Consider the following 15470-nt stretch of genomic DNA (forward strand, 5'->3'; position numbering starts at 1 on the left):
GGAATTAATAACCAAAATACACGTACTGTTTGTAATCAAAATCCAGTAAAGATGAGACTTGCCTTGCTTTTTCCAAGTAAAATTGCTGTTTCTCAAAATCTCCAGTTTTCTCCTCACAAAGTGCCATCTTTCTGTAAGTGAGTTTTAATACTGGGCTTGCATATATCAACTGGTTTCGCAAAAGCTTCTCCCATTCTCTTAGCGCTTTTCTATAGTCAGATTTTTTCTCTGAGTAGCCAGCTTGTTCCGTCCTGAAATAACTTATCCAATATTGGGGCCAGATATCGTGAGAATTTATCTTGTTAGCTTCTTTCATATTATATAAAATACCTTCTATGTATTCTGGTTTTGGATTATTTAAATATTCCGTGAGCATCCCATACGCATATAAATATTTCGCATATTCTTCCAGTTCTTCTATTTTTGAATCTCCATAAAGTTGATTTTTATTGATTAAGGGACTAATTTTCTCTAATGCTGGCTGCAACTGGTTAAAATCAGTTTCAAATGTGTATGGAAAATCATTCCCAAAGTAATATTTAAGATAGTAAGTCGCCAACAAGAATTGCATATAGTTATTTCCTACAACAGTTGGCTGTGTTTTATTTCTTCCTGAAGAATTTATTTGAAGCTGAACATTTTGTATTAGTACATCTATATTCTTTTTCGTTGGAATATAGCAGTATGGAACTCCATACAATTCTGTTTTTGTAATACACAGCCTCTCATAAGATGAGATAAAATCTTCCCTATACAAATTCAATTTAATAGAGTCAGATACAACCACACACTCTTTTTCACCAAATTTCCCATATATTTGACTCGAGTCATAAAATGTATCTATTTTATAATTTACAAAATTTTTACCATAATATTCATTCAAATACACACCAATTGATTTCCAATCAAAATCATAAAATTTTTGCACATTTCTATTACCATGATCACTTCCATAAAAAACAATTGCTTTCTCGCTTTTTTTAGAACCCTCAAGAGACTTTATTATGTTAGACTGTGCGTAATAGTCTCTCTTATTTAATAATTCACACTGTCCCTTTAATGTGTAATTAGCATCTTCGATGAAACCTTCTTCTGGAAAAATTATATGAATTGGATCGTTTTTATTCATATTGTTAATATTCAATATCCTTTCTTCCAGTATATGCTCCTCATACCTCCACCCACTGTTAATCCAAGGAGGAATTATTTTATATACGTTACTATCAAATTGTAACATTGGATAATTACCCTCAAGAAATATATATCTTAGACCAGCATCATAAAAATCATCTAAATATTTTGTAAAATACAATATTGGATAAATATTGCTATGATTTTCTCCAACAAATACAATTTTTTTAGATTCTAAATCTAATACTATTGAAGAATGCGCTTCTTGTAATTGCGAAAAATCATATATTTTTCTACATGAGAGTAGAATTAAGGGAATAAAAATAACGAATAGTATCTTTTTCATATTTCAAAAATATCTTTCAGAAAAAATTCTTCTCCTAGTGAACTAATTTCATTAATTATATAATCAGCCTCTTCAAGTTTATTCCATAAAGGTACACGAAGATTCGGATCAAATGAAATAAGGCAGCCGTTTTTCTTTGCAGTCATAACTGCAGTCTTTGTAGCTTTTCTAACTTCAGAATTTGTCATTGATAGAGTTCCAAGGTGAAAAAGTTTCGAATCTGCGATTAACTTCTGGTCAACATCTTTTACACGGAGCATCATGTCTGCACCTGGGTTTCTATAAAAAGAAAAATCTCTGTCCCCTTCCTCAAAGGTATGAACAAAAGCAAGTGTCGTATGTACTGCATTATCAAATAAAAGATTGCGAGTATCTATTCCAATCTTCGCTACTACATCTGCAAGATGATGCCCCAGAAAGTCATTTCCTACCTTTCCTATAAAAGCAGTTTTTTTGCCAAATTTTGTAAGTATAGCAAGAACATTACAGGGGGCTCCACCAGGATTTGCTTCCATAAGAAAGTTCCCCTGCCTACTTAAACCATTTTCTGTAAAATCAATCAATAGTTCGCCTAAAGCTGTTACATCATAATTTTTTATTTTATATCCCACTTACAAATAGAAACTTCGGACATTCCATAACTCATGAAAGTAATATTTTTATTGGTATGATTTTGATATACAGCCATTGACATAGCAAGTTCCCCTTCGCCAAAAAATAATTCCAAGGAATTACTATCCAACACAGCACGAATCTTTAATACTTCACCCTTAAATCCATACTTTATGCTTCTTTGATGGAGACAAGCAGACTTTGTTCCAGAAAATGAACGATCTAGGATCAGCTGCTGTTTTTTATATGAGTATGACAGAGAGACATATTCTGTTTTCTCATCATTCTGGAAAAAATGTATTTCAAAGTCTGATAAAGAGTCATCCGATTTTTGTATATAAATTTCCATATCGCAATTATTTCCAGAAATTCCGGTAAATTGCTTTTCTTCATTATTTATGATTTGAGACTTAACCTGAACTTCATTACAACGCATTGAAAGCAGTTCTTTTACAGGCTGCTGGATTAATTTATTATTTTTAATGGTAATTTCACGAGGCACGGACATCTGTCCATACCATTGGGAATTTTCTGTTCTATATCCACAAGTATCCCAGTTTTGAAGCCAGCCAATCATAATTCTTCTGCCGTCTGGAGAAAGAACTGTCTGCTGAGCATAGAAGTCTGTACCACAATCAACATCATAAAAAGTGTCGTATACAAAGTTTCCATTTTTATCAAAATTACCTGTTGCATATACACCAATATTTCCAGAGTGCAACCTTGCGTTTTGAGTAACACCCTGAGCACTGAGCATAAGAACATATTTATCATCCAGTTTAAAAAAATCTGGACATTCCCACATAATACCAACGCTTTTTTTGCCCTCTTTCTGATTTTTTGCAAAAACCTTATCAAATGTCCAGCTCGTTAAGTCTTTACTTTTGAAGGTTAAAATCTGACCAAGTTTATCTTCATTAAGATTTGCGATAAAAGCTATATACCCGTCTTCTGTTTTAATAATCTTTGGATCACGGAAGTCTTTTACAGTCGCCCCCTCGGGAAGCAGTTTTTTGTCTATTATAGGATTATTTTCAGATTTTATAAAGTCTTTTCCATCTCCAACCGCAAGGCACTGTACCTGACTTTCATTCTGTGAAACCCCTGTATAGACAAGCGCCAGTTTCCCATCTTCCATAGGAACTGCACAACCAGAGAAACAACCTTTGGCATCAGCAGGGGTATCTGGTGCCAAGGCTACGGGAATATATTCCCACTTTAAGAGATCCTTAGAAACTGCGTGTCCCCAATGCATTGGTCCCCACACAGTGCTATAAGGATGATATTGGTAAAACAGATGATACTCTCCATTATAAAATGTAAATCCGTTAGGGTCATTCATCCAGCCAATTTTTGGAGTAAGATGAAAAACCGGGCGAATTAATATAGGACATTCTGCTTCATATTTACGCGCTTTTTCAAGTATTGTCTGCTCCATCATTATACATCCTTATTGCTTTTATAGCTTACAAGTTCTTCTTGTATCTATCATACGCATCTTGATAAACCTTTATAAGCTCATCAAGTCCACAGTTCTTCTTAAGCATAGATTTATAAGCTTCCCATTCTGCGTCAGTAGGTCCCCCGTCTTTAAGCCATTTTCCTTCATATTCAGCAACAGTATTCTCAAAATCAGTTTTATAGGTGTCGATTATATCAAGTTCATTTTTTGTGAAAACACAGTCTACAGGGTAAGTTATATCGCTCTTAACAAACTTCATCCAGTAATTATCCAAATCTGTAAGACGTTCAATAGCACGGTCTTCCATCTTGAAAGTTGTTCTGTAATAATCAGCAAGAATTAACTTTGGACCTGCAACTTCAAAAGTTGATTTAAGCTCTCCTGCTCCTTTTCCATATTTTTGTTTTGCTTCTGATTCTGTGATAGAAAGCCATAAACCATTTTCATCTTTTCCAGTAAAGAAAACATCTTTTGGACCATACTGAAGCTGCATTGTATTCTCCGGTTCATACCACAAGTCATAGAACTTAAGCAAAGCAGCAGGATTTTTACAGGCTTTTGTTATAGAAAGATTTCCACTTGTTGTCCCGCCACCAGTACGAACTGTAACATTATATGTTCCATCTGGACCCTTAAGAACAGGAAGGAAAACATAATCTGCAGAATGAGGTCCCATCAATTCTTCAATATACCACCACGTGGAAACACCAACATAACCGTTGGAACATTTAGAAATAAGCTGAGTAGCCTTCATACTGAACATTGCAGGATCAATTAAACCTTCTTTATACCACTTGCTGAAGTATGTAACTGCCTGTCGATATTTATCTCTTGTAGAAACAAAATCTACTTTTCCATTGTCATTCAAGACTAAGTCACTTATTACATCATTAATCCAGTTAGTAAAACCAAAGCCTGCATAGAAAATATTCTGACCCCAGCACCATTGGTCAAAACCTGTGCTCATTGGAATAGTTGAACCTGCAGCATTTCCATAATAAGTATGACTCATATCGTTGTCTTTGAAGGCTTTAAGACAAACATAAAGTTCATCCAAAGTCTGAGGAACATCAAGTCCCAACTTATCAAGCCATGCTTTATTAATCATAGAAAATTGCGGTATCGCAAAAATTGAATGATTTACATCTGCTCCAATAGCAGCAGTTCCCATCTGCTCTCCCGAAGGAAGTCCGTAAATCTTTCCATCGGACATTGTAATAGCACTCTTAATTTCCGGATGTTTCTTTAAGATTTTAGAAAGGTTTGGCATGTATTCGTCCGTCAAATATTTTGTCAAATCAATAAAGGTACCGTCATGACCATATTCAGAAAGTTCATAGTTGCTGAATCCAATTCCTTGGAAAGCATCTGGGAGTTCATTTCCGGCAATACGAATGTTTACCTGTTCAGAAACTGAATCGCTTAACGTTTCCCATTTAATGCTAACTCCTGCTTTTCCAGACATCTCATTAAGAATCACGCTCTTGTCATAGCCGGCACTTAAAGCACTCATTCCAGCCAACACTTTAAAGTCTGTTTTAGAGCGATCCTCTTTTGAACCTTTTCCACCACATGAAATCAGCGAAAGCAAAACAGCTGATCCTACAAGGACTGAAGCAACTGCGCTCCAAACTCTTTTCTTTGCGTTCATATAATCCTCCTATTTTAATTATTGAACTATTATTTATTTAGCCGCGCCGTGTTTGATTAGCCTTTAACAGCGCCGGCCATAATTCCTTTTTCAAAATATTTTTGTACAAATGGATAGATAACAAGCATTGGAATAGCTGCAACAATCATTGAAGAAAACTTTATCATTTCCGTAAGCTTGTTAAGCTCTGCATACCCGCCAGAAATAGTACTTGCCTGAGCTGCACTAACTGAACTTTTAATCAAAATATTGCGTAACACAAGAGGAAGCGGAGCCTTTGCCTGTCCCGGAAGATAGATTAAAGCTGTAAACCAGTCGTTCCAGTAAGCAACCATGGAATATACCAACATTACAGCCATAATTGGCTTACTGAGCGGTATAATTATCTGCAAGAAAATTCTCCAGTAAGATGCACCATCTATTTTTGCAGCTTCCATTAAGTCCTTAGGCATAGAGTTTTCAAAAAAGCTGCGGACAATAATCATGTTTCCAACTGCAACTCCGCCAGGAATAATAATTGCGGCAGTGGTGTTGATTAAGCCAGTACTCTTTACAATAAGGTAAGTAGGAATTAATCCTCCTCCAAAATACATGGTTATAATGAAGAAAATGCTTATAATTTTTCTACCGGGAAGAGCTTTTACACTCAATGGAAAGGCACAAAGGTAAAGCATGGCAACAGAAAAAGCTGTCCCTAAAATAGTGTATTTGACACTGTTCACGAATCCCATAAAAAGTCCGTTATCGCTAAAAACCGCAGCATAACCTTTTAATGTAAAACCGCTCGGCTTAATAAAGGTCTTGCCGGCATATACGTCATAAGGATTAGAAACAGATGCCACCAGTACGTAATACAATGGATAGGCAACAATCACAGCAACAAGGACGGCCATAATAGCCAACACAAAATATCCAAATTCGCGATCTGTTTTATTTTTCATTTCGGCATTCCTCCTTATACAAAACTTATTTCTGAAGAAATCTTTTTAGCTAATTTGTTTACAACTAAAAGCAGCACAATATTTACAACAGTGTTAAACAAACCGACTGCGGTCGCATAACTGTATTTCGCATTTTCAATACCCTGTTGATAAACATAAACAGGAATTACATCGCTGTTTACCTTATTTAAGTCAGTTTGTAAAAGCCATGCTTTTTCAAATCCTACATTCATAAGATTTCCCGAGCTCATAATTAACATAAGAACAATAGTTGGAAGCAATGCCGGAAAGTCGATGTGAAAGATTCTCTTAAATACATTTGCACCATCTATTTCCGCAGCCTCATAAAGAGCTGAATCAATTCCAGAAAGTGTTGCATTATAAATAATGATTCCCCAGCCCGCCTCTTGCCAAATTCCAGATGCAATGTAAATAGTACGGAAAGCATTTGGTTCAGCCAGATAGTCAATATTTGTTCCGGAAATAAGATTTACAAGCCCGCCGGCAGGATCTAAAAAAACTCTGACCATACCGCATACAATCATTGTAGAAATAAAGTGAGGGGCATAAAGAATAGTCTGAACTGAAGTTTTCATTCTGTTAGATTTTAGTTGGTTCAAAACAAGAGCCAAAATGATTGGAATTGGGAAACTCCATAAAAGGCTATAAAGGCTAAGGAGAAAAGTGTTTTTTATCATACGGATACAATTTGGAGAAGAAAAGAATCTGATAAACCATTTGAAAGCAACCCATGAACTGCCTGTAATCCCTTTACTCGCTTTAAAATCCTTAAATGCAATCTGGATTCCATACATTGGGATATACTTGTAGATAAAAGTAATTATAACAGGAATAAACAGCATTAAATACAACTGCCAGTATTCAATAACTTTTCTTTTCATATTGCCTCCTAGTATGAATTTTCAAACCTTAATACGTGAAACGTTTCATAATCGTTATAAGCCCAAAATAAGCTGTTGTCAAGTTTTTTTTTAATATTTTTAAAAAAATCGTGTTTTTATAATTTTTTCATTAAAAAATCTAGAGATTTCATTCACTTTTCATGAATTAATATGTTATATTTCATGATTTTTGTGAATTTTATATTTACAATATTAAAATCAGGTTTTATAATCCAAAATACAGACACGGAGCATTTATATGAAAGCAAAGAACTCTTTACCCACAATGAAAGATGTCGCAAAGGAAGCTGGAGTTGCCTTAGGGACAGTCTCAAATGTTATCAACAATCTGCCGGTGGGAGATGAATATAAAAAAAGAGTAGATGCTGCCGTAAAAAAGCTTGGCTATAAAATAAACAATTATGCAAAAGGATTGAAATCTAATAAAACAAATACAGTTGCATTTATTATTCCAAACACAATACATCCATTTTACGCCATTCTGACAAATGCAATAAATTTGGCATTGCTCCAGAAAGGGTACAAAATGTTCCTATGCTGTACCGACTTTGACAGACATCAAGAACAGGATTTTATAGAAATGGTTCAAAGAAACAGAGTTGACGGTATTATAGGGCTTACCTATAACCCGGAACTTTCGGTTCCATCGGACATTCCATTTGTTTCCATAGACAGAGTTTTATCACCTGACATCTGTTGTGTTTCATCAGATAATTTTGGAGGAGGAAGCATTGCAGCCCATAAACTGGCAGAATTAGGATGTAAAAGAGTAGCTTTTCTGAGAACAGGCTCAAGCCTTAACAATGAGCCAAATAAAAGACGAGCAGGTTTTGAAAATGGATGTATGGAATGTGGACTGTCTTACGATCTTAAGATTATTGGGGACGAGGCACCTGTAGACGCTTTTTTTGATTTCTTAAAAGAACATTATCATAATGGAAAACTTGATTATGACGGACTTTTCTGTGTAACAGACATTCTGGCGCTTAAAGTTATCAAAATGCTCAAGCAGTTGAAACTTTCTGTTCCGGAAGATGTACAGGTAATAGGTTTTGATGGAATTAAATCTTATATAGATGGACGCTATCATTGTTCTACAATTGTGCAGTCTGTAGAAAAAATAGCTCAGACTTCAGTTTCAATCCTGCTACAAGACCCTTCAGAAATTAAATATCCTATTATTTATATTCCTGTCGAATTTGGGCAGGGGAACACCACATCCCATTAGAATTCTCTGAATATAAGTAATTGCCGTTTCTTGGTAAACTGCTATATTTTATCGAGCCCCGTATCCGCATCGCAATCTTAGCCTTTTCATATTTTTCTGTTTTCAAACAAATTTACTGTTTTTTTTCAAAATAATTTGTTATTTTTAATATATAACTTGAACTCGGAACAAAAATGGCTAAAAAAAATGTTTTTAATTCTGATATAAACGATTCTTCCGCTCTGATAAATGAGTTTCTTTCTCTCCATGAGTATTTTTCGCAGGAAGAAAAAGAGAAAATTACACTCGCCTGGAATCTTCTTGTTTTAAAAGCTGATGGAAAAATCTGTTCAAGTGGGGAGCCATTTTATATTCATCCTCTCAGGGTCGCTGAGATACTCGCACAGGACAAGCTCGACTGCGACACAATCATCGCGGCGATTCTTCATTCAATAAACAACTTTGAAGTTACACCGGAACAGATAAAAGAAAAATTCGGCGAAAACGTTTATAAAATCATCCTGACTACAAACAAGATTCTAAATCTGCCTGTAAACGTAAAGACGCTTCATCAGTCGGACGCAATCAGAAAAATGCTTTTTGCGATGAGCGATGATGCAAGGATTATTTTGATTACGCTCGCAGACCGTCTCGACAGAATCAGAAACATCGATTGTTTTCCGAAAGAAGAACGCCACGCAATCGCACAGTCAATTTTAGAGATTTGGGCACCGCTTGCTGACAGGCTTGGAATGCAGGAAGAAAAAAATGAATTCGAAGATTTGAGCCTGAAATATACAAACCCAGCTGTTTTTCAACAGATAAAATCGATTGTTTCTCAAAAGCAGGACGAACGCTCTGCATATCTTGGGAATGCAGTCGATGAGATTAAAAAGCAATCGTTCAAGGCCGGAATCGATGTTGAAATTCAAAGCCGCGCAAAACACTTTTATTCGATTTATCAAAAGATGCGAAAGAGGAACAAAGAGCCGGGAGAGCTCTACGATTTATTAGCTCTGCGTATTTTGTGCAACACGACGCCAGAATGTTATACTCTCATTGGAATTGTACATGGGCTTTGGAAACCGCTAGACGGTCGTTTCAAGGATTACATCGCAATGCCTAAGTCAAACGGCTATCAATCGCTCCATACAACAGTTATGTGTGAAGATAAGCCCCTCGAGATTCAAATTCGCACTCACGCAATGCACAACACGGCGGAGCATGGAATTGCATCTCACTGGTTGTACAAAAAAGGCACTAGCAAAGAACTTGTAGAAGCCGACAAACTCGACATTTTCAACAAATTGCAAAAGCTCAAAGAAACCCTTACAGATGGAGACAATTTTGAAACTCTCAAAAATGAGCTTCTCGGCGATGAAATATATGTTTTCACTCCAAAAGGAGATGTAAAAAAACTTCCGATTGGGGCGACAGCTATCGACTTTGCTTACACAATACACTCTGCAATCGGTGAAAAAATAATCGCTGCAAAAGCTGATGGAAAAATTATCCCGCTTTCAAAACCGCTTGAAAATACGCAAATCATCGAAGTGATAACAAATCCGCAAGCTCACCCTACGGAAAACCAACTCAAACTTGTAAAAACAAATAAGGCACATCAAAAGATTCATTCATGGCTGATGGCAAATGACCCGACGTTTAGCGAACGCCTTGCTGCTCTTACACAGGCAGATACTGTTGATACGTCGAATGCCCAGTTAAACGGAACCGCAGTCGCTCAACAGTCAATAAATCCTACTACAGGAAAACTTCGCAAACAGCGTCCAAAAAGAAAAACTAAAAACGATGAAAGCCAACCACAAGTTGTAAAAAAATATGGAGTTCTTGTTCAGGGCGATAAAAACGTCATCTACAATCTCGCTCAATGCTGCAAGCCGCAATATCCGAACATCATTGCAGGATATGTTACGAGGACACGCGGAGTTACAGTTCACCGCGCAGACTGTCTGATTTACCAACGCATTCCAAACAAGGACAGCCGCAGCGTCCAAGTTGAATGGAATGTTCAAAAAAGTTAGCACAAAATCGACACAAATCAATCTATCATAACTCGCTCAATCTCAGTTCCCTTTACGTGAAATAAAAGAAAATCTTTGTCATAGCCGAGTGAGCCTGCGACATAAGTTTTAAATCCGCCAAAATCTATAAACTCTGGAGCGTGATGATGACCGCAAATCACAAGTTTAGCGTTATTGCGTGAGTATAGATTCATCAGAAGATTTCTCTCTGTTGTATCGTCCATCTTAAAATAAGGAAACTTACAGAATATCGGATAATGAGAAAAGACAACTTTAGGATTGCTATCTTTTTCCATCTCAGATTTTAATATTTTGAGTTGCAAAGTTCCCATATTGCCGGTGGCAGTGTCGAGAGAGTAGAATGAGAATTTCCCAGCCTGAAATTTATAAAGAGTTGAGTGAGGATAATTATATTTTTTCCAGTATTTGTAGCCGTCCGAATAAACATCATGATTTCCAACCGAATTGAACATTTTTATACCGTAGGCTTCAATTTTATCAGAAAGTTCTTTAAACTGAATAAATTCAGATTCCACACCGTAGTTGACTAAATCCCCAAGAGAAAGACAAAATTTTGGGGTTTTTCCTGCGGCTTTTAATTTATCAAGTTGAGAGAGAAAATATGGACCACCTTGCGCTGTCCTTGCAAATCCGATATGAACATCAGAGATAACTACAAAATAAAAATCATCAAGTGACTTAAAAAAATCATTGCCATCTATATCTGAAATATTTTTAAATTCTGGAGAGCGATTTTTTACTGAATAACTCTTGTTAAAGATATTCGCAGTATTCCACATACAGCCTGCAAATAAAACTGAAAAAACAATAAAGGTAAAAATTGTTAAAAATTTTCGAAGCTTAATCATAATTAAAAACTCCATTTACAGTCGATATTGCACGCAAAATGAGTCATATTGTGGCTTACAATCACCAAATCTGTCCATTTTGAAGTGATGTTGAATCCCAAAACAAGAGATTTGGACATTTGCTTATCAAATCCTAATGTAAAGAAGAATGTATCAAATGCCGGATAATCGTAAAACTTATTTGTTGAAAAAGTTTGAAAAATTCTCCAGCCATTGCCCGGGTAAAACGAGGCAATCAAATCTAACGAAACCATGAGAGGCTCTAAAACAGGCCCATACGCCTTTGAAACTTCATTTACAACCGCAATTTTAGACGCATTTCCAATTCTAAAATAAAGTTTAAAAACCTTAGATATATCAAAATTGAAGTAAAAACTCGCAAGGATGTCGTGCTCGTGAAATTCATCCGGATAATTATAGAAGTGATAGATAACCCCAACTCCAAAATTTAGCCAGTTATTAAATGTCGGCCAATAAACAACTTCCGCAGAAGCATCGAAGAGGGATTCTGTCTGTTTTATTCCGGCTTGAAAAACAAGCTCTTTCATGTCTACAAGAGCTGTTTCAGAAAAACCGATTCCGCTATTTTTTAAATCGGGGAGAACGTTAAACTGAATGTCGGTGTGCAGTTTAACGGCAGGTTTTTCAAAAGTGAAGAAGTTTACTTTTTTGGTATTTTCATCGCAAAAAGCAAACTCACTGATAAATGCAATAAATATACAAATCGCATATTTGGTAAAGTTTCGCATAAATTTTTCCTCTATATTACTTTTTTATCTTCCTGTATCACGAATCTGTCCAGAAACATAATCGGGATCTAAAGTTCTAAGCAAAGTTCCGTCCGGCAATTGATACTTTGTATAAATCACAGCAGGGTGCCCATCACATATCCAGTTGAGTTTAAGCCCTGTCTCTGAACTGATAATCTCCCATTCGTCCGCTTTTGCTGTGATAGAACAGAACTGAGGTGAAACAAATTCTATTTCGGTTTGGGATTGTATCATATTTACGGCAGTACAGGAATACATATTCCAGCCTTCGCGTTTTTCAAAAGGAACTACATTGCGGTCTTTGTGAATTTCAAGATCTTTAAGTCGCGCCTGTCGAGCCGACGGATGCATTTTATCAAGATTTTTTTTGAACTCTGCGTAACGGCGGCAGCTTTCCTTGTAGAGTTTTTCAAAAGCTTCACTTGAAACTTCTTCGCCGATTTCTGCCGCAAGCTGATATTTGCTGTCGCTTGCACCGACAGTAGTTTCGTCCGCATCTGATTTGTTGTAATAAAAACCTGTCGTGCTCGCCCTGTGGCTGACGTTTTCAAGTTCCTTAATATAAGGAGCGGCTTCTTCTACGCTGATTTTTCCTTCAAGAGCATCGAGGGCTTTGCGATATGCACGCGTGACCATTGCAACGTAATAAACGCTTTTCATGCGCCCTTCAATTTTCAAAGAATCGACTCCAGCTTCTTTAAAATCTTTTAAGTGCTCAATCATTCGTAAATCTTTTGATGAAAGAATCGCCGTGTAGTCATCGCCTTCATAAACAGGAAAAAACTCGCCCGGACGCTGCTGTTCTTCTAGAAGAAGCATTCCTGATTCTGCGATTTTTTTTGCTAAAGCTTCATCTGTTTTTTTTATCTGATTCACTTCATTCTTATCTGTCCCAACTTTAAAATTCCATCTGCAAGTATGAGAACAAAATCCGCTTTGTGCCGAACGTCCTGTCAAATATGCGCTCATCAAACATCTGCCTGCATAAGCGATGCACATCGCCCCGTGTACAAAAGCTTCAAGTTCAATATCCGGCACAGAATCTTTAATTCGTTTTATCTGGTCAAGAGATATTTCTCTGCCAAGCACAATTCTCTTAAAGCCAATGTTTTTGTACATTTTAACCGCTTCCGAGTTTACGCAGCTCGCCTGAGTAGAAAGGTGAAGCTCAGCATTTGGGAACTCTTTTTGCAAAAGCGGAACAATCCCAATATCTTGAACGATAAAAGCGTCTATCGGGTACTGTTTAAAATAACCGATATTTTCTTTAAGTGAATCGATTTCTTCATCGTGAAAAGAAATATTTAAAGCGCAGTGAAGCCGTTTTCCATGATATTTTTCCTTTAGAGCAATCACTTTTTTATATTCATCATCGTAAAAATTGTCTGCTTTTATGCGAAGAGAAAACTTTTTCAGCCCTATATAAGCGGCATCAGCTCCGTAAGAATAAGCGTAGGCAAGTTTTTCAACATTTCCGGCTGGCGACAAAAGTTCCACAATAAACTCCTGATAAAACTGATTTACGCTTCAAAACGAAGACCGCGCTCCAGCTTTGGCTTGTTTTCAATTTGAATCGCTGTACCGCAATCACAGTCCGACGTTACGATTTTTCCGACTTTGTCGAGCGCAAGGTGAGATTGATGAAGATATTCATCTGCCATCTGAAACATAAACATCATATCAGTCCAGACATCTAGCTGGCACTTGCAACCTGTTTCTTCAAGTTTACGTTTAAACTCCTTTGCCCCGTCAAGGAGAATTTCTTTTTCGCCCATCTGAATGAATACAGGTGGAAAATTTTCAAGAACATCTTTTTCGGCAAGCAATGGAGAAATGTAAGGGCTGTTTGTGTTTGACTCGTAAGTATAAAGTGAAGAACTTTTTCTGAGGATGTCGCTGTTTATGACTTCATCCGACATTTTTTTTGCCGAGATGATTTTTGAAGAGCGAGAAACATCGAGCCATGGTGAAAACATGATGATTTTTTTGATACACGTCCTGTACCTGTCGCGAAGATTAAAAATTAAAGAACATGCGATAGCCGCCGCAGAGCTGTCACAAGCAATGATAAATTCCGGCAACATGTTTTTTGAACCTTTTTCTGCATTTAGAGAACACGCAATCTGCTCTTCTGTAAATAGAGATTTGAACACGCTTTGTATATCTTCGTTAGCAGCAGGGTATGGAAAATCCGGAGGAAGTCTGAACTCCGGCAAGACTACGCGGCAATAACATTTTGTCGCAAGTGAAGAACAAAACCCTCTGTAAGCATCTCGAGAACCGCCTACATAAGAACCGCCATGGATATAAAGCATCACACGATTAGATGCATAAATTTCCGGTGCAAGGACGTCACAGACAACGTTTCCGTATTTGCATTCATTGCACTCAACTCCGTTCGGAAGAAAAACCGATTTAAACCCTTCATCAAGTTTTGCACGAAAAGTATCAACATTTGATTTTGAATTAAAAGTCAAAAGTTTTAATTTTTTTATTGCACCTTTGCGGTCGTTAGGATTTTCCATAGTGCGTCATTATAGCAAATATGAATAAATTTTGCTATAATGCATAAAATTGTTGAAGGAGGATTCCATGCCGATAAAAGTGAACTCAGATTTACCTGCAGTACAAGTTCTTGAAAGAGAAAATATATTTGTCATGACAGACAGCCGTGCATCTACGCAGGATATCCGTCCGCTAAAAATTGCAATTGTAAATCTAATGCCGATAAAAGAAGTCACAGAAACTCAGTTGCTTCGACTGCTTGGAAATACACCGCTTCAAATTGAAATCTCTCTTGTCCGCATGGAAGGACATCAGAGTAAAAATACAGATGAAGGCTATCTCAATAAATTTTACATCCCATCATCTGACCTTTTAAAACATAAATATGACGGAATGATAATAACAGGCGCTCCTGTTGAATTGCTTGATTTTGAAGCTGTAGATTACTGGAGCGAGCTTTGCTCAATAATGGACTATGCGCGTAGAAACGTATATTCTACACTCTATCTGTGCTGGGGTTGTTTTGCAGGACTTTATCATCATTATGGAATTCCAAAATATACGCTCGAACACAAGATGTCTGGCATTTTTATGAACGAGCGCACAGTTGACGGAGACCCTCTTTTACGTGGATTCGACGATACTTTTCCAATTCCGCAAAGCCGTCACACAACGCTTGACAAACACGATATCGAAAAATGCGGCGAGTTGACAATCCTTGCAGAAAGCGCAGAAAGCGGCGTTACAATCATAAAATCAAGCGATAACCGAGAAGTGTTCATGACCGGGCATCTCGAGTACGACACACTGACTCTTGCACAAGAATTTTACCGAGATACAGATAAGGGAATGAAAGTTCCTCTTCCAAAAAATTATTTTCCTACAAACAATGTAAACAGAATGCCTTCCAGTTATTGGCGCGCAACTGCACACTTGTTCTATTCAAATTGGCTAAATTATTACGTATATCAGGCAACACCTTTTTCAATTGATGAGATTAAATAAAATCAC

At 36.8% G+C, this 15470-nt stretch carries 13 protein-coding genes; 3 read left to right on the forward strand and 10 right to left on the reverse strand.

Annotation, left to right across the window (positions count from 1 at the left end):
* Positions 1 to 4: 4 nt before the first annotated feature.
* From H9I37_RS00460 to H9I37_RS00485, 6 genes are read right to left on the reverse strand one after another with little or no spacing between them, the layout of a single operon-like run.
* Complete coding sequence (locus tag H9I37_RS00460) at positions 5 to 1477, reverse strand: hypothetical protein (RefSeq protein ID WP_187380528.1); 1473 nt, start codon at positions 1475 to 1477, stop codon at positions 5 to 7.
* Positions 1474 to 2088, reverse strand: a complete 615-nt coding sequence (locus H9I37_RS00465) for a PfkB family carbohydrate kinase (protein WP_370586883.1) — start codon at positions 2086 to 2088, stop codon at positions 1474 to 1476. Before H9I37_RS00465 ends, H9I37_RS00460 begins: the two co-directional genes overlap by 4 nt.
* Complete coding sequence (locus H9I37_RS00470; protein ID WP_187380529.1) at positions 2073 to 3530, reverse strand: glycoside hydrolase family 32 protein; 1458 nt, start codon at positions 3528 to 3530, stop codon at positions 2073 to 2075. The genes H9I37_RS00465 and H9I37_RS00470 overlap by 16 nt, the downstream gene beginning before the upstream one ends.
* Positions 3531 to 3555: 25 nt before the next feature.
* Entirely contained in the window at positions 3556 to 5202 is a 1647-nt protein-coding gene (locus H9I37_RS00475; protein WP_187380530.1) for an extracellular solute-binding protein, read from the reverse strand.
* Positions 5203 to 5258: 56 nt separating this feature from the next.
* Positions 5259 to 6143, reverse strand: coding sequence for a carbohydrate ABC transporter permease (locus H9I37_RS00480; RefSeq protein WP_187380531.1), 885 nt, complete (start codon positions 6141 to 6143; stop codon positions 5259 to 5261).
* Between the two features lie 14 nt (positions 6144 to 6157).
* A complete protein-coding gene (locus H9I37_RS00485; RefSeq protein WP_187380532.1) occupies positions 6158 to 7045 on the reverse strand; it encodes an ABC transporter permease in 888 nt (295 codons plus the stop codon).
* 259 nt (positions 7046 to 7304) lie between these two features.
* Between H9I37_RS00485 and H9I37_RS00490 the strand changes: the two genes are divergently transcribed.
* Entirely contained in the window at positions 7305 to 8294 is a 990-nt protein-coding gene (locus H9I37_RS00490) for a LacI family DNA-binding transcriptional regulator (RefSeq protein ID WP_187380533.1), read from the forward strand.
* 173 nt (positions 8295 to 8467) lie between these two features.
* The gene (locus H9I37_RS00495) at positions 8468 to 10315 is read left to right on the forward strand and encodes a RelA/SpoT family protein (protein ID WP_187380534.1); all 1848 of its coding nucleotides are present in this window, start codon (positions 8468 to 8470) and stop codon (positions 10313 to 10315) included.
* Positions 10316 to 10332: 17 nt separating this feature from the next.
* On the opposite strand, the gene H9I37_RS00500 is transcribed toward H9I37_RS00495, so the two are convergent.
* Genes H9I37_RS00500 through H9I37_RS00515 form a run of 4 tightly spaced genes read right to left on the reverse strand, consistent with a single transcriptional unit; the run spans position 10333 to position 14479 of the window.
* Positions 10333 to 11184, reverse strand: a complete 852-nt coding sequence (locus tag H9I37_RS00500; RefSeq protein WP_187380535.1) for a metallophosphoesterase family protein — start codon at positions 11182 to 11184, stop codon at positions 10333 to 10335.
* A gap of 2 nt (positions 11185 to 11186) precedes the next feature.
* Positions 11187 to 11933, reverse strand: coding sequence for a hypothetical protein (locus H9I37_RS00505; RefSeq protein WP_187380536.1), 747 nt, complete (start codon positions 11931 to 11933; stop codon positions 11187 to 11189).
* A 24-nt stretch (positions 11934 to 11957) separates the two neighbouring features.
* Positions 11958 to 13451 carry a peptidase U32 family protein gene (locus H9I37_RS00510; protein ID WP_187380537.1) on the reverse strand — a complete coding sequence of 498 codons (1494 nt, stop codon included), beginning with the start codon at positions 13449 to 13451 and terminating at the stop codon, positions 11958 to 11960.
* 23 nt (positions 13452 to 13474) lie between these two features.
* Complete coding sequence (locus tag H9I37_RS00515; protein ID WP_187380538.1) at positions 13475 to 14479, reverse strand: alpha/beta hydrolase fold domain-containing protein; 1005 nt, start codon at positions 14477 to 14479, stop codon at positions 13475 to 13477.
* A 67-nt stretch (positions 14480 to 14546) separates the two neighbouring features.
* Between H9I37_RS00515 and H9I37_RS00520 the strand changes: the two genes are divergently transcribed.
* Entirely contained in the window at positions 14547 to 15464 is a 918-nt protein-coding gene (locus tag H9I37_RS00520; protein ID WP_187380539.1) for a homoserine O-succinyltransferase, read from the forward strand.
* Positions 15465 to 15470 lie beyond the last annotated feature (6 nt).

The sequence above is a fragment of the Treponema sp. Marseille-Q3903 genome, from assembly GCF_014334335.1.
Taxonomy (GTDB): Bacteria; Spirochaetota; Spirochaetia; order Treponematales; family Treponemataceae; genus Treponema_D.